The 24,187-nt window shown below is 45.0% G+C and carries 21 protein-coding genes; 9 read left to right on the top strand and 12 right to left on the bottom strand.

All coding sequences use genetic code 11. The features are described from left to right. Window positions 1-14: 14 nt before the first annotated feature. From ABD010_RS01485 to ABD010_RS01495, 3 genes are all read right to left on the bottom strand, one after another. A complete protein-coding gene (locus tag ABD010_RS01485; protein WP_343809626.1) occupies window positions 15-1,628 on the bottom strand; it encodes an FMN-binding glutamate synthase family protein in 1,614 nt (537 codons plus the stop codon). 81 nt (window positions 1,629-1,709) lie between these two features. Beyond that, window positions 1,710-4,085, bottom strand: a complete 2,376-nt coding sequence (locus ABD010_RS01490) for a penicillin acylase family protein (RefSeq protein ID WP_343809627.1) — start codon at window positions 4,083-4,085, stop codon at window positions 1,710-1,712. Between the two features lie 86 nt (window positions 4,086-4,171). Then, on the bottom strand, window positions 4,172-5,026 hold the full coding sequence (locus ABD010_RS01495) for a chemotaxis protein (protein ID WP_343809629.1): 855 nt from the start codon (window positions 5,024-5,026) through the stop codon (window positions 4,172-4,174). A gap of 332 nt (window positions 5,027-5,358) precedes the next feature. Here ABD010_RS01495 and rfbA point away from each other — a divergent pair, with 332 nt between their 5' ends. The 9 genes from rfbA to ABD010_RS01540 all read left to right on the top strand — a co-directional run bounded on the left by rfbA (window position 5,359) and on the right by ABD010_RS01540 (window position 13,578). Further along, entirely contained in the window at window positions 5,359-6,291 is a 933-nt protein-coding gene (gene rfbA, locus ABD010_RS01500; protein WP_343809631.1) for a glucose-1-phosphate thymidylyltransferase RfbA, read from the top strand. Then, a complete protein-coding gene (gene rfbB / locus ABD010_RS01505; RefSeq protein ID WP_343809633.1) occupies window positions 6,284-7,291 on the top strand; it encodes a dTDP-glucose 4,6-dehydratase in 1,008 nt (335 codons plus the stop codon). The genes rfbA and rfbB overlap by 8 nt, the downstream gene beginning before the upstream one ends. Then, window positions 7,270-8,220: a glycosyltransferase family 2 protein gene (locus tag ABD010_RS01510; protein ID WP_343809635.1), complete on the top strand. Its 951-nt coding sequence runs from the start codon at window positions 7,270-7,272 to the stop codon at window positions 8,218-8,220. Before rfbB ends, ABD010_RS01510 begins: the two co-directional genes overlap by 22 nt. A 4-nt stretch (window positions 8,221-8,224) precedes the next feature. Next, entirely contained in the window at window positions 8,225-8,899 is a 675-nt protein-coding gene (locus tag ABD010_RS01515; RefSeq protein ID WP_343809637.1) for a GNAT family N-acetyltransferase, read from the top strand. 2 nt (window positions 8,900-8,901) lie between these two features. After that, window positions 8,902-9,267 (top strand): EamA family transporter, encoded by a 366-nt coding sequence (locus ABD010_RS01520; protein ID WP_343809638.1) that lies wholly within the window; start codon window positions 8,902-8,904, stop codon window positions 9,265-9,267. 9 nt (window positions 9,268-9,276) lie between these two features. Further along, the gene (rffA, locus tag ABD010_RS01525; protein ID WP_343809639.1) at window positions 9,277-10,389 is read left to right on the top strand and encodes a dTDP-4-amino-4,6-dideoxygalactose transaminase; all 1,113 of its coding nucleotides are present in this window, start codon (window positions 9,277-9,279) and stop codon (window positions 10,387-10,389) included. Then, window positions 10,364-12,034: a DUF6044 family protein gene (locus ABD010_RS01530; RefSeq protein ID WP_343809641.1), complete on the top strand. Its 1,671-nt coding sequence runs from the start codon at window positions 10,364-10,366 to the stop codon at window positions 12,032-12,034. Before rffA ends, ABD010_RS01530 begins: the two co-directional genes overlap by 26 nt. Before the next feature lie 135 nt (window positions 12,035-12,169). Next, window positions 12,170-12,319 (top strand): hypothetical protein, encoded by a 150-nt coding sequence (locus ABD010_RS01535; protein ID WP_343809643.1) that lies wholly within the window; start codon window positions 12,170-12,172, stop codon window positions 12,317-12,319. A gap of 101 nt (window positions 12,320-12,420) precedes the next feature. After that, the gene (locus ABD010_RS01540) at window positions 12,421-13,578 is read left to right on the top strand and encodes an acyl-CoA dehydrogenase family protein (RefSeq protein ID WP_343809645.1); all 1,158 of its coding nucleotides are present in this window, start codon (window positions 12,421-12,423) and stop codon (window positions 13,576-13,578) included. A gap of 47 nt (window positions 13,579-13,625) precedes the next feature. On the opposite strand, the gene ABD010_RS01545 is transcribed toward ABD010_RS01540, so the two are convergent. The 9 genes from ABD010_RS01545 to gabT all read right to left on the bottom strand — a co-directional run bounded on the left by ABD010_RS01545 (window position 13,626) and on the right by gabT (window position 24,143). After that, the gene (locus tag ABD010_RS01545; protein ID WP_343809647.1) at window positions 13,626-14,696 is read right to left on the bottom strand and encodes a tartrate dehydrogenase; all 1,071 of its coding nucleotides are present in this window, start codon (window positions 14,694-14,696) and stop codon (window positions 13,626-13,628) included. A gap of 33 nt (window positions 14,697-14,729) precedes the next feature. Then, the gene (locus tag ABD010_RS01550; RefSeq protein WP_343809649.1) at window positions 14,730-16,277 is read right to left on the bottom strand and encodes a Na+/H+ antiporter NhaC family protein; all 1,548 of its coding nucleotides are present in this window, start codon (window positions 16,275-16,277) and stop codon (window positions 14,730-14,732) included. A 199-nt stretch (window positions 16,278-16,476) separates the two neighbouring features. Further along, on the bottom strand, window positions 16,477-17,613 hold the full coding sequence (gene alr / locus ABD010_RS01555) for an alanine racemase (protein ID WP_343809651.1): 1,137 nt from the start codon (window positions 17,611-17,613) through the stop codon (window positions 16,477-16,479). A gap of 86 nt (window positions 17,614-17,699) precedes the next feature. Then, window positions 17,700-18,554 (bottom strand): D-amino-acid transaminase, encoded by an 855-nt coding sequence (gene dat, locus ABD010_RS01560; RefSeq protein ID WP_343809653.1) that lies wholly within the window; start codon window positions 18,552-18,554, stop codon window positions 17,700-17,702. Then, window positions 18,547-19,548 (bottom strand): pyridoxal-phosphate dependent enzyme, encoded by a 1,002-nt coding sequence (locus ABD010_RS01565; protein WP_343809655.1) that lies wholly within the window; start codon window positions 19,546-19,548, stop codon window positions 18,547-18,549. The genes dat and ABD010_RS01565 overlap by 8 nt, the downstream gene beginning before the upstream one ends. A 75-nt stretch (window positions 19,549-19,623) precedes the next feature. Further along, entirely contained in the window at window positions 19,624-20,814 is a 1,191-nt protein-coding gene (locus tag ABD010_RS01570) for a M20 metallopeptidase family protein (protein WP_343809657.1), read from the bottom strand. Window positions 20,815-20,905: 91 nt separating this feature from the next. Next, window positions 20,906-21,277 carry a RidA family protein gene (locus ABD010_RS01575; RefSeq protein ID WP_343809659.1) on the bottom strand — a complete coding sequence of 124 codons (372 nt, stop codon included), beginning with the start codon at window positions 21,275-21,277 and terminating at the stop codon, window positions 20,906-20,908. A gap of 57 nt (window positions 21,278-21,334) precedes the next feature. Then, window positions 21,335-22,768 (bottom strand): NAD-dependent succinate-semialdehyde dehydrogenase, encoded by a 1,434-nt coding sequence (locus tag ABD010_RS01580; protein WP_343809661.1) that lies wholly within the window; start codon window positions 22,766-22,768, stop codon window positions 21,335-21,337. 22 nt (window positions 22,769-22,790) lie between these two features. Next, complete coding sequence (gabT, locus tag ABD010_RS01585) at window positions 22,791-24,143, bottom strand: 4-aminobutyrate--2-oxoglutarate transaminase (protein ID WP_343809663.1); 1,353 nt, start codon at window positions 24,141-24,143, stop codon at window positions 22,791-22,793. Window positions 24,144-24,187: the final 44 nt, after the last annotated feature.

The following is a 24,187-nucleotide window of genomic DNA, read 5'->3' on the forward strand; positions in this document are numbered from 1 at the left end:
TGGAGCCATCTCATTTATGCATTTGCGGAGCCCTTTCCATCATGTTGTACCATCGATTCGTAAATGTCGTCCAAGGCCCATGTTTTGCCCTTATCATCCTTATACACAATATTTTCCTTGCTGAAATGAATAGGAGATTCCAGTCCGGCTGCTGCCCCGATTCGGAATAGCCCTTTGCGCATGGTTATCAGATAATTGGCTGTGCGATATTTCTTCTCATCCACGACAAGTGCTTTTTGCAAGTCCGGGTCTGTTGTTGCAACACCGACAGGGCATGCATTGGAATGACATTTAAGCGTTTGTATACAGCCTACTGTGATCATAAAGCCGCGTGCGATGTTTACCAGATCAGCTCCCATGGAAAGCGCAATTGCTACCCGGTCTGGAGAAAACAACTTTCCTGAGGCAAATATTTTCACCTTGTCCCGGACACCATATTTTTTCAGCTCATAATCCACCAGGGGTAATGCTGAACGGATAGGAAGCCCAACACTATCTGCCAGTTCCTGATAGGATGCCCCGGTTCCACCTTCACTGCCGTCAATCGTAATGAAATCAGGCCCGGTATCAAGTTCTTTGATATTTTTGGCCAATTCTTCTGCTTCAAAGTGACTTCCCACTACAATTTTCATTCCGATTGGCTTACCAGTATGTTCACGGATTTTTCCGATAAACTCAAATAATGATGGGATATCGTCAAATTCGGGAAAACGGTTCGGACTGTCGATTGATTCATAGGGCTCGACCATCCGAATCCGGGCAATTTCTTCATTTACTTTTTCTCCGTCGACGTGTCCACCGCGTGTTTTCGCTCCCTGTGCAAGTTTTACTTCAAATGCTTTCAATTGCGGTATTTTACTTTTTTCCAGCAATTCATCCCAATTAAAATTCCCTTCTCTATCCCGCACACCGAACATCCCCGGCCCTATCTGCATGATAAGGTCGCAGCCGCCTTTTAAATGGTAATCGGAAAGCCCGCCCTCACCTGTATTCATCCACGTACCTTTCGCAATACCAAGACCCTCGGAAAGCGCGGTAATTGCACGGTCTCCAAGTGAGCCGTAACTCATCGCGGACATGCCGATTTGTCCCCTTACTTTAAATGGATAACGGCAATCCTTCCCAATGACAATCGTATCTTCTTCATCCAACAGGTAGGCTGGTGATTCATCCTGCTCCCATTCTTCCTTGCGTTGTGTAAATAATGGATCTTTTATCAATAGATACCGCCCTGTCGTTTGTTTAACATCACGGTCTATTTTCAGTTCTTCCGTCAATTTCGGAAACATGGAATTGCGAACATAATATCCTGCTTCTTCAAAATCCCGTTGCGAACCAAAGCCCATAACATCACGTTTATATTTGGCTTTTTTGACAATATGGGCATATTCATTCCGTGAGAATGGTTTCCCTTCTCGATCATTATTGAAAAGATACTGGCGTAATTCCGGACCAACTTTTTCCAAAAAGTAGCGGACCCTGCCCAGTACCGGATAATTGCGTAACACTGGATGCTGCCTCTGTGTCCGATCTTCCTTAAGCAGACGTATGCCTGCTACAAGCAGTATAAGGACAATTAGTACAATGACAACAAATCCAATAACTATCAGGATACTTGCTACATCCATTCGATACCACCCTTTTACATGTTATATCACTAGGATGTATCTTTAGATGGAAATTTATCCATTACACGATAAAGAATCCACTTATGGTGTCAACTGCAGTTTAGCTCCTTCCATCCCATCTGTTATCGTCATATGATAATTGCCTTCCACCCAATCATCCATTTGATCATGGTACCATTCACTTTTAAAATGTCCGGCCTGACCGGGTCCGACAATATGGTAACCTGTTTTCATATTTTTCGCATCGATCACAAACCGCCAAGATGCTCCATGATCGACAATGCCAGTTTCCGGGTCATAACTGGCTGCCATCGGTGTTACACTGCTTCCGCCTACAGGAATCGGATCCTCACGATTAAAAAAGAATTCCAGTACCGGACTTATGGCGGAGAGCGGGTGATAAAACTGTACTTTATGGTAGTTCCCCCACTCCCACGATGTCATATCGTTTCCGTACACTTCCGTCAGTGGCTGCAATGCTTGTTGTAATGCCTGATGCAGTACAGTTTGCATCCCGCCATTATCCTGGATCCACACGGACTCATTACCTTGTCTGAGAATTTTATCCGTCGTCTGGCCTTTGCCCCCAAACAAATCCATCACATCTTCCGGAATAGCATCTTCATATAAAATCGCCTCAATTTCCTCCATCCAGCGATGAAATACCAATGGCTGCGGGGAATCTACACTGTCTTTAAAGTTCCAGTTTTTCAACAGCTTTACGGCCTGCTCCGCTGTTTGGGACAATTCCACACCTTCCAAAGCTTCCATGAAAATCGGCACAAATTCACGTGCCTGCAAATTCGTCTGATCCATCTGCAGCGCCATCATGTCTTTTACGGTTAGATCGGCACCCGCTTCAAGCACTTCGGTAATGCGTTCATAGCGGTATGGCTGTGCCCAAACATTACTGATATGGTACGGATATTCATCACCAATGATTTTATTATTTGCAGTTGCAATAAACCCTTTTTCCGGGTTAATGACAGTCGGCAACTCGTCAAACGGGATAAACCCTTTCCAGTCATTTTCTTTTTGCCACCCCTTCAATGGAAGCAGTGCATCATCACCGTTTTTATAAATTGGAATTTTCCCGTTTGCTTTATAAGCAATCGTACCGTCTTTTGATGCAAACACAAAATTCTGCGCCGGGACAAGGAAGTTTTCCAGTGCTTTTTCAAACTCCTTCCAGTTTGATGCCCGGTTAATATCCAGAATCGCAGCGAGTTCGGTTGTTGGTTCAAGTGCCGTCCACTGCAGTGACAGCACCGTATCCTGTGCACTTTCATTGGCAAATTCGGAAATCACCGGACCATGGCGTGTTACAACCACCTCATATTCAATTGTATCGCCATTTTTTACATGAATCGGTTCTTCAACAACTTTGGCTTTCTCCCACTCACCCTCATACAAAAATTCCTGTGGATTGTCCGGATTGCGTTTCTCCAGATAAAGCTGCTGCACATCAGGACCCGTATTTGTCACGCCCCAGGCGATACGCTCGTTATGCCCGAGAATAATTCCGGGAACACCGGCAAAAATAACTCCGCTTACGTTTACTTCCGGGGACTCCAGATGCATCTGATACCAGATCGAAGGTGTTGCAAGACCCAAATGCGGATCATTGGCAAGCAGCGGCATCCCGGATTGGGTTTTCTTTCCGCTGACAACCCAGTTATTGCTTCCATTAAATGTATGCGGAATGACCGCTTTTGCAAAACTTTCGGCAATATCCACTTCTGCTTCGTCAATAATCGTTGGCTTATTTTCCGGATAGCCAGGGAACAGTTCATACGCCTTCTCTTTTGTAAAATTGTTTCGTACATAATAATTGAATGCCTGTCTTTCCCAATGTCCACCAAGATCAAACGCCATATATTTTCCGATTGTCAACGAATCAATCGGCGTCCATTTATTCGGCACCGTTCCCATAAGCATAAATTCCACCGGCAAACTGTTATTTGCCTTAGCCTGGCTGATATAGGCATTGATCCCGTCACTGAACCACTGCAGAATCTGTTTATCTTCATCTGAATACACCGCATATGATTGCTTCGCTGCCCGTCTCAACCCGAGTGTGCGAAAATATTTATCCTGATCAACAACTGCTTCCCCGACAACTTCACTTAACGTACCGGATGCCTGTCTGCGTGATAACTCCATTTGAAACATTCGGCTCTGCGCCTGAATAAAACCCTGCGCCAAATACAAATCATGCGCATTTTCAGCTTTTATATGCGGAACCCCATTTTCATCCGTTATCACAGTGACTTCCTCACGAAGAGCAGGCAGTTCAATCGTTCCTTCCGTCTGTGCCAGTGAACGGTTTATGAATGCATTTACAATAAAGAAAAGAATACTGCCAATTACCAACAGTACCCCAAGCACAATCAAGGTGATCTTTTTCCATTTTCGTTTTTTTACAGGTTTACCTACTTCATTCTCTATTGTCTCCATGAACTCTCCCCCTGTTTAATCAGCCTGTTGTATCATTAATTCTGCATTTAGTGCTGAAATCCTGCTTTAAAAGGGCTAGAGAGTATTCAGCGATTTGCATTTACCGTCTTCCAAACTGTTATCAGCCCATCAGTAATCCTTCCAACTACCTCTTCATCCGTATCATACTTAGCATGTGACAGTGGATTCCAGCTTGTGAACAGTCCGCCGGCATTCACTTCCATATCAGCTGTCACCGCCTGATTGTATGCATCGTTCAGACCTTTAAGCGGATAGGCCAAAATATCATCTTTGTCATAAAAATTCACCCATTCACCGGTTAATCCAGGATAATGCTTTGCAATGCCGGGAGATGGTACAGTGATCGGCGATCCAAAATCGATATAGCGGAGCGACCATAGTGCCATTGGGCTGCCCAATGAATAAAACAGTGCCATCGTTTCGCACTGCTCGATGGGAGTCTCATCGGAACTTTGCTTCGTCAACGCTCGGATGTTATTCCGTCTGTGCTGCAGGTCATAGAAAAAATTACTTGCTACAATGGACCCAAGACTGTGACTGATAACGCAGAGCGGTGCATTCTCTCCCGCCCGATCTTTTAGTTGCCGGATGGATTTTGCAACCAGTGAATGCACTCTGTCGTAATTTTGCCCGCCTGCGTTTGTCGGCTGATAGGCAACCGCATCAGACAAAAACTCAATGACAAACTGTCGCAGTCTCCTGTAATCAAGATCCGCCTCCTCTTGCATATTTTGCCAGAGCTCATGCTGTTCCTTCTCAAACACAGCCGACCAGAAAACTGGTTCAAACTCCAGATCCACTTCATCTAAACCGCATTTCTTCCGGAAGTCCTCTGAAATCCGCTGAATCAATTTTTTGGCAAAATCACGATCCGGGGTCCCTGCACCGTGCAATATAAGCACACCAACTTTTTGCCTCATACACACCCTCCTCCATTTCTATGATTCTGTTTTAGCATATTCCATAAGATTGCGAATCTTTCATTTTCACTGTTTTTTGAAGGACTTTTGCAATTGAACCAGAATTAAATACTTAGATGAAAATAGAAATAAGGTGTCTGTAACTGAGGTGAATCCTTTAATGTATCAAAAAACAGCATTATTACTATCCCTATACCCCATCAGAACAAATTGTAAAATAAAGTAAGTAATTAAATTGAAATCGAATTGTAAGATTATTTGCCTGAAATCCGGTAATAGAATATATGGAAAGGTTTATTACGTTAACTAACCAATTGTAGGGGATGATTTATATGAAAGGTATCATACTTGCGGGTGGAAGCGGTACCAGGCTGTCACCAAGTACTGACAGCATAAACAAACATCTTCTTGCCGTCTTTGATAAACCGATGATTTACTATCCGCTTTCAGTCTTGATGCTCGGCGGTATTAGAGACATTCTGATCATCAGCACTCCCGAAGATAAACCGCGGTTTGAAGCGCTTCTGGGTGATGGTTCTGCATACGGCATCAACCTGACACACATGGAACAGGCTGAACCAAACGGCATTCCGGAAGCATTCATCCTTGGGGAAGACTTTATCGGGGATGATGATGTGGCACTGATTCTTGGCGATAATATTTTTTACGGGCAGGGTTTCACCACCTTGTTCCGGCGTGCACTGGAAAATCACCGGTATGCAACAGTTTTCGGTTATCGTGTAAAAGACCCCGAGCGTTTTGGGGTTGTCGAGTTCGATCACAGGCAGAAAGCAGTCTCGCTGGAGGAAAAACCGGCTGATCCGAAATCAGATTTTGCGGTTACAGGATTGTATATCTTTGATTCACGGGTGGTAAACATCGCTAAACAGTTGACACCTTCCGAGCGGGGTGAACTGGAAATCACCGATTTGAACAACCAATACCTGAAACGTGACCAGCTTGACGTGCAGCTGCTTGGCAGAGGATTTGCCTGGATGGATGCCGGAACACACGAATCCCTGTTTGAAGCTGCCGAGTTTGTAAAAATCACGCAGCAGCGCCAAGGCTTCAAGCTTGCCTGCCTTGAAGAAATCAGCTATTACATGGGGTATATAAGCCAGCATGCATTATTTAAAAAAGGAAAAACAATGGAAAAAACTGATTACGGCCGTTATTTAATTGAAATAGCCAAACGGAAACATACAGAGCAATACTGGGAAGAAATTGATCGAAATCCAATGTTGGGAATGGTTGAAAATGAATAGCACACTACTTGTTACAGGCGGTGCCGGATTTATTGGCTCAAATTTTATCACGTATTATCTGGGAAGCCACCCGGACGACTGCATTATCAATTTGGACAAATTAACGTATGCCGGAAATGCGGAAAATCTGGGTGAAGTGGAACATTTGAAAAATTATCATTTTATCCGGGGTGATATTACGGATGAACAGCTGGTAAAGGAGGTCTTTGCCAATTTCGATATTACCGGTGTTATCCATTTTGCTGCCGAATCACATGTTGACCGATCGATTGAACATGCGTCATCCTTTATCGAAACCAACGTTCTCGGCACGAATGTACTGCTCCAGGCAGCACGTGATGCCTGGCGAGAAAAGGGAGCGCTTACCGACCGGCGCTTCCATCATATTTCCACCGATGAAATTTATGGATCACTGGGTGCAGAAGGGAAATTTAACGAAAAAACACCATACAACCCGCGTAATCCGTACAGTGCGTCAAAGGCAAGCTCCAATTTGCTCGTGAACAGCTACGGATCGACATATGGTATGAATGTTGTGATCTCATCCAGTTCCAACAATTATGGAAAACACCAGAATGAAGAGAAACTCGTTCCAACAATCATATCGAACGCACTACGCGGTAGATCCATTCCCATTTATGGAGATGGACAAAACATTCGGGACTGGTTATATGTTGATGACCACTGCAGGGCACTGGATGTTATTTTTCACCATGGCAAACAAATGGAAACCTACAATATTGGCGGACGGAATGAAAAAACAAACATGGAAATTGCCATTAACATATGTGATATATTGGATCACTTGAAACCGGAAGCCTACAGCTATAAGGAATTGATAACATTTACCATGGACCGGCTTGGCCATGACAAAAGATATGCGGTGGACGATTCAAAATTGCGGAACAAACTGGGCTGGAAACCAGAAACGGACCTGAAGACGGGAATGCAGAATACGGTAGAATGGTATGTAAAAAAATGGGAACAACCCACCCTTTAATCTCTGTAGTTGTCCCGGTTTATGGCTGTGAAGCGTGTTTAAAAGACCTTTGCACGCGGGTTACGGAAACGATGGAACAAATACCAGCCCACTTTGAAATCATCTTTGTCAATGACGCCAGTCCCGACGATGCATGGCAAACCATCACACAACTTGCAGCCAGTGATGATCGGATCAAAGGAATTGATCTGGCCAGAAATTTCGGACAGCACCATGCCATAACAGCAGGCCTCGACTTCACAGCGGGAGACTGGATTGTCGTCATGGATTGTGACCTGCAAGATAAACCGGAAGAAATAAAAACATTATACGATAAAGCACAGGAAGGTTTTGAAGTCGTTTTTGGCAACCGGACAATACGACAGGATAATTGGTTCAAACGCAAAACATCACAATTGTTTTACCGGGTGTACGATTATTTTACCGGACGTACTTCTGACCATACGATTGCCAATTTCAGCATCAGCTCCAAAAAAGTTGTCGATGGATTCCGAAGAATGCAGGAGCAAAATCGTTTCTTCCCGCTGTTTATTCAGTGGATGGGTTACAAGACCGGCACTGTAAAAGTGGAACACAGCGCCCGAAAGGAAGGAAAGTCTTCCTACAACATAAATAAACTGGTATCCCTTGCAACCGACGCCATCATCTCCCAATCGAATAAACCATTACGATTATCCATTCAGTTTGGATTTTTGATAGCGCTCGGCTCTTTTTTATACGGATTGTATTTATTCATCCGGTATTTTTTCCTGGCACAGCCGGTACAGGGCTGGACCAGTGTCATGGTCTCCATTTACTTTATCGGCGGACTGATTTTTTTCAATTTCGGTGTGCTGGGACTGTATCTCGGAAAAGTCTTTAATGAAGCAAAAGCCCGCCCACTCTATCTGATACGTGAAACGACCAACGACATGAAAGAACGGAGATGATGATATGGAAACAATACGCAAAACACCATGGGATAAACGGAACTTCAATATTGACACGTATGAAATACTCGACCACTCAGAGGAAACACTAAGAAAAACTGACACAATCGACGGGCATTTCACAATCAAAGTGAATCCGCTGGAAAGTCCGAAGTTGCTGTTAAAACATGGATTCTATTACATGGACACATTAATCGAACCAGTTTGTGAGCGAAAAAGTTTAACCATCTACCAACAAGAAGGAATATCTGTCTCACGGGAGTATGATAGTGACGAAATTGCACAAATTGCCGATGAGGCATTCATGCATGGCCGATTCCACCGGGATTTTCACATTCCTAACCACCTGGCTGACTTGCGATATTCAAACTGGGTAAAAGACTTGCAACAGGAGGATACTATTTTTGCCTTGAAAGTCAACGACCGGACCGTAGGCTTTTACGGCTATCACCATGATAAAGTCTTACTGCTTGGAATTAAAAAAGAATTCCGTAAGCAAGGACTTGCCAAAGCATTGACCAGCCATGCTTGCCTGGAACAATTTAATCTGGGTTACGAGCAGCTCCGCACATCAATTTCAGCGGCCAATGTGGCGTCGTTGAATCTATTTTATGCTCTTGGATTCAGGCTCTCCGATACCGTTGATGTGTACCATAAATTATCTGGTCCGGGAGTGTGAACATGGGGTACGTTTATATCCTTGGAACGATTTTTTTTACCGTCTACGGACAGCTGGTGCTGAAGTGGAAAATTGACCAATACGGCAGTCTGCCCCAGGAATGGATGGACAAGCTGCTGTTTCTGCTTCAGCTCCTGCTTAATCCATGGATTCTGTCAGGCTTTCTGTCAGCATTTGTTGCATCCTTGTTCTGGATGGCAGCGATGACCAAGTTCAATATCAGTTACGCCTATCCGTTTATGAGCTTGTCATTTGTACTCGTTTTTCTGTTGTCTGTCTTTTTGTTCGGTGATCCGGTGACAGGAAAAAAGGTACTAGGGCTAGCCCTGATTGTAGCGGGCATTATCGTTACGAGCCAATCATTGTGAGGTGAAAATATGATTCCGTTTAACAAACCATGTTATTTAGGAGAAGAGGATGAAACAATCAGCCGAGCACTGCAAAATAATAAACTTTCCGGAAATGGCCACTTTGGCAAAATATGCACGGATTGGCTGGAAAATCAGCTGAACTGTGAAAAGGCACTGCTTACTCCATCATGCACAGCGGCACTGGAATTGACAGCATTGCTCATTGATGCAGGACCAGGTGATGAAATTATTATGCCGTCCTATACCTTTGTATCTACTGCAAATGCGTTTGCACTAAGGGGGGCATCGATTCGATTTGCAGATGTGGATCCGGCAACAATGAACATCTCCCCTTCTGCAATTAAACAAGCGATTACCAGTAAAACAAAAGCAATCGTCGTTGTCCATTATGCAGGTGTCGCCTGTGATATGGATGCTGTAATGAATATTGCCCAGCGTGACAATTTATGGGTCATTGAAGATGCCGCACAAGGACTGATGAGTTCGTATAAAGGAAAACCTCTCGGCACAATCGGCCATTTCGGCACCATCAGTTTTCATGAAACCAAAAACTACACATGCGGTGAAGGCGGTGCGTTAATCATTAATGATATCGATATGATTGAACGGGCTGAAATCATACAGGAAAAAGGCACAAACCGACAGCAGTTTTTTCGTGGAATGGTCGACAAATATTCCTGGCGGGATATCGGATCCTCCTATCTGCTGAGTGACATCAATGCAGCTTATTTATCTGTACAGCTGCACAATGCCAAACATATTTTGACCGACCGGATGCATTCCTGGGAAAGCTATTTCAACGCACTTACTGACGTGGATGAAATCGGCATTCCATTTATTCCGGACAGCTGCACACATAATGCCCATATGTTTTATATCAAAACAGATGATGGTCCGGATCTGATTGACTATCTGGCTGAACACGACATTATGGCCGTTACCCATTATGTACCGCTTCACTCTTCACATGCCGGGCAATTGTATGGTGAAATGGCAGGCAAAGATCAACATACAACCATGGAAAGTGAACGGATTGTACGATTACCATTATATTACGGGATAGGAGACGAGACCGTCGATTATGTGGCGAGCCATGTCAAAAGCTATTTCAGAACATAAACTCGTTCTGTTTGCCTGTCTGATTATAACCGCTTACCTGCTGCCGTATTTCATCCTGGGAGAAGATACACATATCCGGGTCCATGACAACCTTGATTCGAATATTGTCTGGTATAAGCTCCTTGCTGAAAGCGGGCAGTTTTTTTCAATGGAATCCTCCTTGCCGAATGTCATTAATGGGCTGCCTCGGAGCACACTGGCTTCCCCGCTTGATATAGTGGTGTGGCTTTATGTGCTTTTTGAGCCAATGACTGCATATATTATCGGGCAATCCATTATGCGGTTTGCTGCATTTTTTGGCATGTATTTATTGTTGCAGCGCAAAGTTCATCAGCCTTGGATAACGGTCGGAACAGCTTTAGGGTTTGCCCTGCTGCCGTATTGGCCGTCCGGACTGTTGTCAATCGCGGGATTACCGCTCGCACTGCATGTTTTCCTGAACATTCGGGGGCATGGCTGGAATGCTGCGAAATATAATTGGGTGATTTTGTTTCTGCTGCCATTCTTCTCAAGTTTTATCCTGACCTTTGTGTTTTTTCTTGGTCTGATGGGTGTATTTTGGCTGATTGACTGGATTCGCCTGAAAAAAAGCAACTGGGCATTTTTTACCGCTATCGCATCGATGACGGCACTGTACCTGGTCAAAAATTATATCTTGATTTATAACATGTTTTTCAGTGACGGATTCACATCACACAGGGAAAACCTTAACCTCGGCCACAACAATTTAGCCGATACGCTTGAATTGTTTGTGGACAATTTTATTAATGGGCATACACATGACATGGCTGTCCACAGGAACATTATCATTCCTGCAATTATTTTGGCATTTCTGGTAGCAGCCTGGCGTCATATCAAACCCAAGCTGCTGATCGGACTGTTTTTATTCAATGCACTTCTGTCCCTCTGGTATGCCTTTTGGTACTGGGAAGGCTGGCGGATTGTCAAAGATAACTTCATGATTGCCAACACGTTTAATTTCAGCCGCATCCATTTTCTTGACCCTGTGATCTGGTACATCTGTTTTGCCTTGGCATTGTGGATTTTATGGAGACACTTGCCATACGGAAAGGTGCTTGCTTCCGTTCTTATAGTAGCCCAACTTGGAATTCTGGCAGGACTGAACGAGGAAATTAAATACAGCAGAATCGATACACCAACATTTTCTGAGTTTTATTCAGTTGATTTGTTTGAAAACATTAAGGACTATATCGGGAAAGAACCATCAGAATATCGTGTTGTCAGCATTGCCATGCACCCGACAATTTCCCAGTACAACGGTTTTTACACGCTCGATACGTACAACAACAGCCTCCCGCTTTCCTATAAGCAAAAGTTCCGGAAAATCATTGCGCCGGAACTGGAGAAAAATAACACGCTCGAAAATTACTTTGACACATGGGGAAGCCGCCTGTATATGTACGTCGCTGAACTCGGCAAACATTATTTATTTACCAAAAACAGCAATAAAGTATTGGATAACCTTGAAATTAACACATCAGCACTGAGGAATCTCGGCGGTGATTACGTTCTCTCAGCATTGCCGATTCAGAACCACCGACAAAACAATTTACGATTTGAACGCAGCTTCACAACAGCTGATTCACCATGGAAAATATACTTATACAAAGTAGAATCCGACTGATCCGGGTTCCGCTTTGTATATGATTCTATTAAGCTGAGGAATTAGATTTATGTGCGATTTCGCATGTGATATGTGCGCTTTTATATGCTTTATGTGCGGTTTCAGACTTGAAATGTGCGGTTTCGGGAGCTTTATGTGCGATTTTTGAAAATCCGGCAAGTAATTCCGCTTCTCTCCATTAAAAAGCGGGGCAAGGAATTTATGCTCGTTTTCACACCTTATATGCTCGAATTCAGTTCCGATATGCTTGGTTCCGGGGCGGATATGCTCGTTTTTCACAATTAGCAATCTACTCCAGTTTCTTTTCTTGAACTTAAAAAACGTAAATGGAATAATAGATATGTAAATCCGACATCATTAATTGGAATAAAAGTGAGTGATTTATAATGAAAAAATTAACCGATTTAAATACGATGGAAGAACGTCTTGAGCTGATGCGGGAGACGGTAAAACCATTCAATCAGCGGGGCGCAATACACGACAGGGAAGGAACATTCCCATTTGATAACTTCAACGACCTGAAAGACATCGGATATCCGGCACTGACCATTCCGGAAAAGTTCGGCGGGATCGGCATTTCCCTGTGTGAGATGCTGCGGCATCAGGAAATCATTGCGGAGGCTGATGGTGCAACATCTCTTTCTATTGGCTGGCATATGGGAATCACGAAACATACTGGTGAAAATGAAACATGGGACCGGAAGAAGTTTCAGGCGTTTGCCGATGACGTCAAAGAAACCGGGGCGTTGTTAAACAATGCGGCAACAGAACCTGCGACAGGTAGTCCGACACGCGGTGGAAAACCTGAAACAACCGCCAAACAATCCAGTGACGGCTGGGTGATTACCGGCCGAAAGACATTTACAACGATGGCACCAATTCTTTCGTATGCAGTTGTGAGTGCAACCATTGAAGACTCGGATCAAGTTGGTAACTTTTTAATCAGACGCGAACTGGAAGGCGTAAGTGTTGATGAAACATGGGACTCCACCGCCATGAAAGCAAGTGGAAGCCATGACCTTGTTCTTGAAAATGTGCATGTTAACGAAGATGATTTGATCGGCTATCTGACCCCAGGAAAGAAAGCTCCTGCCGGCTGGCTGCTGCACATCCCGGCGTGTTACCTTGGCATCGCCCGTGCCGCACAGGAATATGCGACAAAGTTTGCTTCGGAATATTCACCTAACAGCATTAACGGGACTATTTCGGAACTGCCGAATGTGAAAGAAAAGCTCGGCCAAATGGAACTTCGTATCATGCAAAGTTCCAGCTTTCTGTACAGTGTTGCAGCAAAATGGGATGCAAGCAGTGCGGAAATAAGGGCAAATATGCAGCCTGAACTGGGAGCAGTCAAAGTATCGGTCGTAAACCAGGCAGTGGAAATTGTTGACCTTGCAATGAGGGTTGCCGGAGCACGCAGCTTATCAGCAAAAAATCCACTCCAACGCTATTACCGCGACGTCCGCGCCGGAATTCACAATCCGCCAATGGATGACATGGTGATTACACAGTTAGGGGATCATGCATTAAACAGGATGGAATAAACGAAAGGATAGCCTGCTCTATACGGGCTATCCTTTTATATTACCTTCTATTTTCGACTCTCCAGCATACTTGCAACGCTGCCGCCTACATCAGCAGTCGACGCCTTCCCACCAAGGTCGGGGGTAAGATTATCTTTTTCCTTAATTATTTCCCGGATGACTTCAAGGACTTCCGCGCCCCATCGTTCCTCATTGAAAAAGTCCAGCATCTGACTGACAGACCAGATTGCAGCGAGCGGATTGGCAAGTCCTTTGCCGGCAATATCCGGTGCAGATCCGTGCACAGGCTCAAACATGGATGGGAACTCCTTTTCCGGGTTCACATTTGCCCCGGTTGCCAGTCCCAATCCGCCAGTCAATGCGGCACCCAAATCCGTCAAAATATCCCCAAAGAGATTTGACGTAACAACAATCTCAAACCTGCCGGGGTCATTGACAAAATACAGACTAGCGGCATCGACCAAATAGGAATAGGTTTCGACATCCGGATATTCCATACCGACCTCCTCAAACACTTCATCCCAATATACCATCGAATAGTTCAATGCATTTCCTTTACTGACACTGGTGAGTGTTTTTCCTGTGCGCTGTGCCTCCTCATATGCATAACGGATGATCCGCTCCGTACCTTTCCGGGAAAAAACTCCAGTCTGCAGAACAACTTCTTCCGGCTTTCCTGCAAACAATCGATCACCGGCTCCTGCATATTCGCCTTCACTATTCTCACGGATTACCAGAAAATCAATATCTTTTTCCGTTCGGGATTTTAAAGGGGTTAATGACTCATCCAAAAGTGTTACCGGACGAAGATTCACATATTGATCAAATTCTTTCCGGATTTTCAGCAAAAGATCCCACAGTGAAATATGGTCCGGTACACCAGGATACCCCACAGCGCCAAGATAGATGGCATCAAATGCTTTCAGCTGTTCAATCCCATCATCAGCCATCATTTTTCCTTCCTGCAGATAATGCTCACACCCCCACGGAAATTCCGTAAACGAAAACGAAAGATGTTCATCCATTCTTTCAATCGCCTTTAATACTTTTACTCCTTCTGCAACGACTTCCGGTCCAATCCCATCCCCCGGAACAAGTGCTATATTAATCGTCTTCATACATTGCCTCCTCTTAACTGCGATCTGTTCCTGTCAGGCTTGCAATTTCTGCTCATCTATTATTTTTTGTTTATGCCGATTCCCAAGATACCTAATTAGGAAGTACTGAATAATAATTCCTGCAATCAGTAGAACAAATCCATTTCCTACAATGGAATAGGAAAGAAAAAGTACGGCAGCTATTCCTGCAGGTATCAATGCATACGGAATTTGTGTATTGACGTGTGCGATATGATCCGATTCGGCAAATATGGATGCCATGACGGTTGTATCGGAAATTGGCGAAACATGATCACCGAAAATGGCTCCTGCAAACACGGCACCAATTACGATTTGCACAAGATCCAAGCCGCCAAAACTGTAGGCTAGCGGAATAGCAATCGGGGTTAAAATCGACATCGTACCCCACGATGTTCCCGTTGCAAACGAGATAAACATGCCGATAATGAACACCAGGAACGGAATGAGTGCTGCAGTCATCCAGCTTTCCGTTGCACTGACAACAAATTCGGCAGTTCCCAGTTCCGAGGTTACCGTACCGATTGACCATGCCAGGACAATGATAATGAGTGCCGGCAGCATCGTGCGAATCCCGCCCAGAAGCGTATCCTCGCACGTTTTTAAATCCATTCCCTGAAAAAGTGCAATGATCATACCAGCCAGCGTCATCGCAAATGCGCCCCATGTCAGCGAAACAGCAACTTTCGTATCAGCCAGGGCATCCATAATGGACTTTCCGTCAGCACCGCCACCTGTGAACCACAACGCCCAGACACTTACCCCGATTAATGTAACAAGCGGAATAATAAAACTCCATACACTTCCTTCTTTCTTAAATGGCTTGCCCAGATCCTGATCCACAGATGACAATGGAGTGGAACCCTCTGGAATCAGCTGACCGGTTGTTTCCGCTCTCTGTTCCGCTTTTGCCATCGGGCCAAAATCCTTCATCGCAATTATCATCGGAACAGCTATCAGACAAAGAATCGCATAAAAGTTCCATGGAATCGACTGCAAAAATACAAAATACGGTTCGGCTCCGGTTATACTGATACCGGCAAACGCAGCGGCAATTAGTGAAACCTGGAAGCCAATCCAATCTGAAACCGGGCCGAGTGTTGCCATGGGAGCAGCTGTTGAGTCCAATATGTACGCTAGTTTTTCCCGCGAAATTTTATGCTTGGCTGTTATATCTTTGGAAGCATTCCCGACGATTACCGAGTTCACGTAATCATTGAAGAAAATAACAATCCCCAATACATACGGCAAAAACTGCACACGTTTCTTAGTGGTCAATTTCATTTCCAGCAGTTTGATAAGACCATCAGATCCGCCAGTCTTGAACATGAATGCTGCACCAGTCCCCAGCAGCGCGGTCATAACCAGAAAGCGGGCATTCCACGGATCCGTCATGACATCCTTCATCCAGGTGAAGGTAATCCCGACACCCTCAAACGGATCACCGCCCGCTGCGATCATTCCACCAACCCAGATACTGATAAACAATGAGAGCAAAACCCGCTTCGTAACAATCGCCAAAACGACAGCAACAAGTGGTGGTACAACTGATAAAAAGTCCATCTGAAACTTCCTTCCCTAATCGGAATTTTAGAAAAACTCGGCATTCGCCTCGCCTTATAGCGCGTGCCGAAGTTTTTCTTATAAGGTCAACCATAACTTATTCTTTCTGACATTATTAGAAAGTTTAATTGTCTTCAAGCCTTTAGGTGACGGTCTTCGTTGTACTCATGCATTAAGAAAATTTTACTCTTTTTAGCTGCTAAATATATTCACGTTGAACCCGCATCATCAAACTTGCCAGCACTTCATCAACATTACTGCCCATCCAGTCCGCTATTTGCGGTGCTAAGATTTCATCTTCACCCTGTCTGCCCATTATAATGACTTCATCACCCTCCGTAACGCCATCAATATGCGTGACATCAATCAGGGTCTGATCCAGTGAGATAGCCCCAACAATACCGGCCCGTTGTCCCCTGACAAGCATTTGTCCCTTGTTGGATAGCGCAAGATGATACCCATCACCAAGCCCAATTGGAACAACTGCAATTTTTTCCCTGCCTTTGGTGACATAACTGCCGCCGTAACCAACAGGGGTTTCAGGCGGAAGTTCCCGTACCCGGACAAGCTTTGATCGTAACCGCATAACTGACTTTAACGAAACCATTTTTCGGTGACGTAATGCAGGGGCATAGCCAAACAATGCAATGCCAGGCCGTACCATATTAAGATGCAAATCCGGCCGCTCAATTGTGATAGTCGATGCCGCCGTATGTTTGATTGGAAAATGGAAGCCATTATTCTCGAGCTCTGCTACGGTATCGCGAAACAGCTGATATTCCCGTTTTGTTTTTTCCCATTCCCCTTCATCGGCACTGGAAAAGTGTGTATAAATACCTTCCCAGCAAATACCGGGAAGATCATAGCACGTTTCACAAAAGGACAGCATCTCATTCGGATCCATCCCAAACCGGTGCAGACCTGTGTCCATTTTGACATGCAGTGGCACGGTTATATTTCGCTTTATCGCTTCTGCACTCATGGTTTTTGCCAATTCAGCAGATGCAACAAACGGTGTCAATTCATATTCAATCACATCACCGGCCTGTTCAAAGGTAATGGAACCCAGCAGATGAATTGGAACATCAATTCCGCTTTCACGCAGCAATGCCCCTTCCTCTACTGCCGTAACACCTATACGGTCTGCCCCGGCTCTGACAGCTTCCTTGCCGATCGGTACGACTCCATGCCCATATGCATTTGTCTTGATGACCGCCATTAGCATACAATCATCGTGTATCAGCTTTTTCATATTCTGGACGTTTTCGTGAAATGCCCTGAGATCCACTTCCGCCACCGTTGGATTATGTGATGTTATCATTGCAGTATGCTGCATACACCATTCCCCCTTTTTTTGACCTGATAAAGAAGAAATTATTTTGTCCGGAAAATCGGCTCCGGCCATTCTCGGAATATATCTGCTTACGCCTTGCTTTCAGGGTCCTGCTCATACAACGAACGGAATGCTTTGACCAGTTTTTGCGTGATGTTTCCCGGTAAGCCGTTATCAATCGTATGATCATCCACTTTTAAAATTGGGATGACATCCAATTTTGTCGCCGAAACAAACACTTCATCGGCTGCGAGCAGTTCATCAACGGTAAATGTTTCTTCATGTGTTTTAATTCCCAGTTCAGAAGCTAATTGCAATAATTTTTTTCGGGTAATGCCATTCAGAATATAATTATCAGCTGGATGCGTATATAATGCACCATCTTTTACCATAAATACATTCGATGCACTTGCTTCGGTCACGGTATTCCCTCTGTGCAAAATAGCTTCAACAGCACCATTTTCCACTGCTTCCTGTTTGGCCATCGCATTCGGCAACAGGTTCAATGTCTTAATGTCACAACGGAGCCAGCGGATATCATCTGCAAGCACAGCTTTTGCACCTTGATCCTCCACATCGGTCATTCTATCTTCTTCCCTTGTATATGCAACTGTCACAGGTGGTACATCATCACCCGGGAAATAATGTTCCCTTGAGGCAATCCCCCTGGAAATCTGCATATAAATGATCCCTTCTTCCAAATCGTTGACAGAGACGAGTTCTTCCAGTCTGCGTTTCAAGTTTGCAGTCGGCTCAGGCAGGTTAAGCCGGATTTCGCGGGCACTTCTTTTCAGCCGCTCCATATGCTCATCAAGCATCAATGGCGTACCATTGTACACGCCGATAACCTCGTAAATCCCATCACCAAACTGATAGGCTCGATCTTCAATATCTACAATATTATTACGCTCGATAATCTCGTTATTGAATAATATTTTACTCATGCAAAAAACCTCCCTGCATATTTTCGGATTGCTTCATCAGCTTTTGAATAACAGTGGTGTCAACACTGCTTCCCGTGACGATCACTGCAACCTGTGAACCCGGCTTAACTTTCTGATGCAGCAGTGCTCCAATTCCGGAAGCCGCCGCCCCTTCGATGATCATTTTGTGCTGATCAAGCATGAAAGTCATCCCGTCGGCAAATTCCTGTTCATTCATTAATAAAAGCTCATCAACATATTTTTGAACCATCTGAAACGTATATTGATTATGCAGGCCAATCCCGCCAAGAAGACTATCGGCAAGTGTATTATTTTCCTCAATCTCCACCGGTTTTCCTGCCTGAAGACTGGCATACATCGCTGCACCGTTTGCCGTTGACAAGCCAACAAGCCAAATGCGCGGGTTTGTTTCCTTCAAGGCCACACCCAGACCAGAATGCAGTCCACCGCCGGACAGTCCGCCGAGTACTGTATTCACTTCCGGCAAATCTTCAAACAGCTCCAATCCGATTGTACCTTGGCCTGCAATAATGTGCGAATCATCGAAAGGGTGAATGACAGTAAACCCTTCTTCCCTTTCCAGTTCATAACTGCGCGCTTCAGCGTCGTCTTGTGACTCTCCATAAATTTCAACCGTAGCACCGGAAGTCTGTAGTGCCTCCACTTTCCCGTTTGGAACCCGTTTAGAGATACAAATAACTGCCTTAATTCCGAGTTTTTTTGCCATATAGGCAACACTCAAACCGAAGTTCCCGGTTGAAAAAGTGGTTATACCCCGCTCTCTTTCCTTCTCTGATAAACTGAGAATCCTATTTGCCGCTCCCCTTATTTTAAATGAGCCGCTCGGGTTCATGTTTTCAAGTTTCAAGTGAACGGAAGCACCAGCTGCCTCAGAAAGTGCTGGTGAATAAATCAGCGGTGATTTCGGTACGTATGGTGAAATCAGCTTCTTCGCCAGCCAGATATCCTTTAACGAAAGCTCCTTATCTGCCAATCTATCCCTCCTTTTTGAATAAGATAGATATACCATTCTATTTAAGGATCATATTTTGGTCTCCAGCATCAACATTCAGTCGGTTTTGGTTAAAAACTGTCTGGCTGCTTCAGTAAAAATGGCAGCGCCGACCGGCAACACCCGTTCGTCAATATCAAAATTTGGAGTATGCAGGTTGCGACTTTCCCCATCATCTAAACCGCATCCAAGAAAGAACATTGCACCTGGAACGGTTTTGGTCATGTGCGCAAAATCTTCACCACCGAGTCCAAATGGCATGTTTTTAATCGTATAATCCGGATAAAGATCATTGAATACTTTACGGATTGCCTGGTTTACGGCCGGATCATTTGCCAATGCTGGATCTTCTGCCCGAATCGACAAGTCATATTCGCCTCCGAGTGGTTTCACCAGTGAAAAAGCCTTATCTAATTCTTTGTGCAGCACATCACGGACTTCCGGACGGTAACTGCGTATTGTACCCTTTATTGTTACGTCTGATGGAATCACATTACTGGCAAAGCCGCTTTCAATACTGCCAATGCTGATCACACCGGCGTCCAACGGCGATATCCTGCGGGAAACAATACCATGGACCGTCGAAAATACGGGACCAAGCATCCACATCGGATCCAATGCCAGGTGCGGGTATGCTCCATGACCGCCTGATCCGTGGATTTTTGCTTCGAACACATCACCGGCTGCCATGCTATAGCCATCATGCACTTTCACCTCGCCAAACAAATCCTCAGGGCTCATATGCAACGCAATGACACGGTCCACATCTTTCAGCACACCCGACTGGATCAAATACGGTGCACCTGTAGACCCTAAATCATCTGCACGTTCCTCAGCGGGCTGGAACAGGAATTTTACTGTTCCTGTCAGCTTACCATTTTGAAAAAGTTCGCCAAGCAACGTTGCTGCCCCCAAACCTATAGCTGTATGTGCATCATGTCCACATGCATGCATAACATTCTTTTTTCTGGACTTGAAACCATGCCCGTTTTCTTCCTGTACCGGCAAAGCATCCATATCAGCACGGATGGCTATTGTGCGGCCGCTTCCGGATGAAAGTGTGCCAACCACTGCAGTTGGAAACCCGACACCGGTTTCCACTTTCATTCCGGGAATCTCCTGCAATTTTTGTGCAACAAAGCGGGAGGTATCCACTTCGTCAAAACTCAATTCAGGATTCATATGAATATGCCGCCGCCATGCAGAAAGCTGTGATATCAATTTTTCTGCTTGTTCTCTACTATTCATCGGATGCCCCCCTTTCCAAAAGTCCATGTAGTTCTAATTCTATCCGCGGTTGAAAAAGACAGGGGGCTGTATCGACTGCCCCCTGCCCCAATCAACTCAATTCTGCGATTGCGGTAATTTCCACTTTCGCTGCACCCAGCAGTTGACTTCCCGTCGTAATTCGAGCTGGCTTTTTTGCCACTTCTTTAAAATAATCCGCGTAAACACGATTAAATTCTTCGGCAGTTGTTTCATTCAATTCGGAAAGATGGCACGTCATGTGAACGATTTTTTCCAGCCCGGCACCTTTTTCAGCCAGAATACTGTTAATTTGATTGAGGCTGGCAGCAGTTTGCCCGGCGATGGTATCCCCGCCTGAGGCACCATCCTGACCGGAAACAAAGATAAAATCACCGGACTTTATCCCTTGTGAATACGGTCCGCTTGGCTGTGGCGCATGCTTGCTTTCAATCAATTCCTTCATTGAAATCCGTCCCCTCTGTACCTACAAACTGAGCCGCTCCCAACGATTAGCAGGGTATTATTCCATGCCCATGGAAACGTACTGTGACTCAACAAAGGCATCCATTCCTTCATGTCCGCCTTCTCGCCCAAGTCCGCTTTCCTTCATACCACCGAATGGTGCCTGAGCAGCAGACGGAGCACCATTGTTCCAGCCGACAATACCATAATCAAGCTGTTCGATTACCCTTGTGCCTCGTGCTGCATTTTCCGTAAAGACATATGCAGCAAGGCCAAATGGTGTATCATTTGCCAGTTTAATAGCTTCTTCCTCAGAACCTACTTTTTGAATTGGAATGACAGGCCCGAACGTTTCCTCCTGCATCATTACCATGGATGGGTTCGCATTTGACAATACGGTTGGTTCAAAGTACAATCCGTTATTCTCGGACTCTCCGCCGAAATGGACTTCGGCACCTTTTTCAACCGCATCTTTGACGTGGTGTTTCACTTTATCCAGTCCATCCTGATTGATCAGCGGACCAATGTCAGTAGAATCTTCTTCCGGATTTCCTACTTTCAGGCCTTTGACAGCTTCCGTGATTTTTTCAACGAACTGGTCATAAATACCATCCTGTACGTAAATCCGGTTAGCACAAATACAAGTTTGCCCGGCATTGCGGAATTTTGATGCCATCAACCCTTTGACCGCAATATCAACATCGGCATCATCCAAAACAAGCAATGGTGCATGACCGCCAAGTTCCAGGGAAACATTTTTCACGTAATCTGCACTTTGCTTAATCAGCGTTTTACCGACTTCAGTTGAACCAGTGAACGTTATCTTGCGGACACGCTCATCCCCCATGAATGCTTTCGTTATTTTGGATGAAGACCCAGTGACCAAGTTTACGACACCTTTTGGAATTCCAGCTTCCTCACAAAGCTCCATCAATTTCACTGCTGTAAGCGGGCTTTCACCGGATGGCTTCATAATGAATGTGCAGCCCGCAGCGAGCGCTGGACCCATTTTACGGGTCAGCATGGCGGCCGGGAAGTTCCATGGTGTGATCGCTGCTGCAACCCCGACCGGTTTTTTCCATACACGCAGCCGTTTATCAGCTGCATGCGTGGGTATCGTTTCACCATAGACGCGTTTTGCCTCCTCAGCAAACCACTCAAGAAATGAGGCAGCATATTTTACCTCACCACGAGATTCCTTCATTGGCTTTCCCATTTCCAGTGTCATCATCCGAGCAAGCTCATCTTCATGTTCGAGCATTAGATTATTCAGCTTTTTCAAATAGCCGGATCGTTCATAAGCTGTCAGATTTGACCAGGAATCAAAAGCGTTATGGGCTGCTTCCACAGCCTTGGCACCCTCGGACTCACCGCCATTTGGCACCGTGCCGATAACTTCTCCGGTTGCAGGATTGGTAACATCCTTTGTTTCCAGTTCATCTCCGACCCATTCTCCATTTATATGCATCAAATAGTTTTTTACGTCAGCCATTTTTACAACACTCCAATTCTGTTTATTTCGTTGCTCCAGCCATTACTGCTTCAACTGATTCTTCCAACAGCTCCAATCCTTCCTCCAGCTGTTCGTCAGTGATCACTAAAGGCATCAACAGACGGACAACATTGTCATAAACACCTGCTTTCAGCACAATTAAGCCGCGTTTGTGAGCCTCCTGTAAAACCTGTGCAGTCTGTTCTTTTGCCGGCTCTTTCGTTTCCCTGTCTTTCACCAGTTCCAATGCACACATGGCACCAAGACCGCGGTAATCACCAATCACATCATATTTTCCATACATCTCTTTGAACTTTTCCATGACACGCTTTCCGATTTTTTCTCCGCGTGCCGGAATATTTTCTTTTTCCATCACATCAAGCACAGCAATACCGGCACGGCAGCCAAGCGGACTTCCGCAATATGTGCCGCCCAATTCACCGGGATTTGCACCGTCCATTACTTCTTTTCTGCCAATAATACCGCTGATTGGCAGGCCGGCAGCCATCGATTTGGAAATCGCAACCAGATCCGGTTCAACTCTGAAATGCTCCATTGCGAAATATTTCCCCGTACGTCCAAACCCTGTCTGGATTTCATCGGCAATGAACAATATGCCGTGTTGTTTACACAGGTCATAAACGCCCTGCACAAACTTTTTATCCGGAACAATAAATCCGCTTTCGCCCTGAACCGGTTCCATGATGAATGCTGCCACTTGCGTTGGATCAACTTCTTTAACGAAGAAGTCCTCAACTTGCTGCAGCATGTAGTCCGAATAATCTTCTTCATTCATCGATTCAGGCCGGCGATAATGATATGGATATGGCGCATGGTAAACTTCCGGTGCAAACGGTCCATATTCATATTTGTACGGTTTTACTTTTCCGGTCATGGTCATGGTCATCAATGTACGTCCGTGAAAACCGCCGGTAAATGAAACAACCGCCTGACGATTCGTATATTTACGGGCAATTTTGACTGCATTTTCATTCGCTTCAGCACCACTGTTCAGAAACATTACCTTCTTATCAAAGCTCCCCGGTGCAAGCGCTGCCAACTTCTCCGCAAATTCAATATATGGATCATACATCATGACATTAAAACCGGTATGAATATAACGGTCAACCTGATCATGCAGTGCTTCCGTCACCGTACCATGACTGTGTCCGACGTTAATACAGCCGATAGCTCCGGCAAAATCGATAAATTTATTGCCGTCAACATCATTTAACAGTGCACCTTTAGCAGATTCCACAAATGTCGGAATTCCATAACCTACCCCTTGTGGAACGATATCATGCCTGCGATCAAGCAGTTCCTTTGCCTTTGGTCCCGGCAATTCGGTTTTTACATCTGCAAATTTTCTACTCATCTCGATCAGCCTCCCTGATATATTTATAGTTTCAGATTCCCGGA

This window comes from Virgibacillus siamensis, assembly GCF_039522605.1.
Classification (GTDB): Bacteria; Bacillota; Bacilli; order Bacillales; family Amphibacillaceae; genus Lentibacillus; species Lentibacillus siamensis.

Excerpts from the sequence above, each read along its gene's own strand:
- alr (WP_343809651.1), bottom strand. The coding sequence starts at position 17,613 with ATGCAGCATACTGCAATGATAACATCACATAATCCAACGGTGGCGGAA.
- ABD010_RS01490 (WP_343809627.1), bottom strand. The coding sequence starts at position 4,085 with ATGGAGACAATAGAGAATGAAGTAGGTAAACCTGTAAAAAAACGAAAA.
- rffA (WP_343809639.1), top strand. The coding sequence starts at position 9,277 with ATGATTCCGTTTAACAAACCATGTTATTTAGGAGAAGAGGATGAAACA.
- ABD010_RS01515 (WP_343809637.1), top strand. The coding sequence starts at position 8,225 with ATGGAAACAATACGCAAAACACCATGGGATAAACGGAACTTCAATATT.
- dat (WP_343809653.1), bottom strand. The coding sequence starts at position 18,554 with ATGAGTAAAATATTATTCAATAACGAGATTATCGAGCGTAATAATATT.
- ABD010_RS01495 (WP_343809629.1), bottom strand. The coding sequence starts at position 5,026 with ATGAGGCAAAAAGTTGGTGTGCTTATATTGCACGGTGCAGGGACCCCG.
- ABD010_RS01570 (WP_343809657.1), bottom strand. The coding sequence starts at position 20,814 with ATGAATAGTAGAGAACAAGCAGAAAAATTGATATCACAGCTTTCTGCA.
- ABD010_RS01520 (WP_343809638.1), top strand. The coding sequence starts at position 8,902 with ATGGGGTACGTTTATATCCTTGGAACGATTTTTTTTACCGTCTACGGA.
- ABD010_RS01550 (WP_343809649.1), bottom strand. The coding sequence starts at position 16,277 with ATGGACTTTTTATCAGTTGTACCACCACTTGTTGCTGTCGTTTTGGCG.
- ABD010_RS01510 (WP_343809635.1), top strand. The coding sequence starts at position 7,270 with ATGGGAACAACCCACCCTTTAATCTCTGTAGTTGTCCCGGTTTATGGC.
- rfbA (WP_343809631.1), top strand. The coding sequence starts at position 5,359 with ATGAAAGGTATCATACTTGCGGGTGGAAGCGGTACCAGGCTGTCACCA.
- ABD010_RS01545 (WP_343809647.1), bottom strand. The coding sequence starts at position 14,696 with ATGAAGACGATTAATATAGCACTTGTTCCGGGGGATGGGATTGGACCG.
- ABD010_RS01575 (WP_343809659.1), bottom strand. The coding sequence starts at position 21,277 with ATGAAGGAATTGATTGAAAGCAAGCATGCGCCACAGCCAAGCGGACCG.
- ABD010_RS01580 (WP_343809661.1), bottom strand. The coding sequence starts at position 22,768 with ATGGCTGACGTAAAAAACTATTTGATGCATATAAATGGAGAATGGGTC.
- rfbB (WP_343809633.1), top strand. The coding sequence starts at position 6,284 with ATGAATAGCACACTACTTGTTACAGGCGGTGCCGGATTTATTGGCTCA.
- ABD010_RS01540 (WP_343809645.1), top strand. The coding sequence starts at position 12,421 with ATGAAAAAATTAACCGATTTAAATACGATGGAAGAACGTCTTGAGCTG.
- ABD010_RS01485 (WP_343809626.1), bottom strand. The coding sequence starts at position 1,628 with ATGGATGTAGCAAGTATCCTGATAGTTATTGGATTTGTTGTCATTGTA.
- gabT (WP_343809663.1), bottom strand. The coding sequence starts at position 24,143 with ATGAGTAGAAAATTTGCAGATGTAAAAACCGAATTGCCGGGACCAAAG.
- ABD010_RS01530 (WP_343809641.1), top strand. The coding sequence starts at position 10,364 with ATGTCAAAAGCTATTTCAGAACATAAACTCGTTCTGTTTGCCTGTCTG.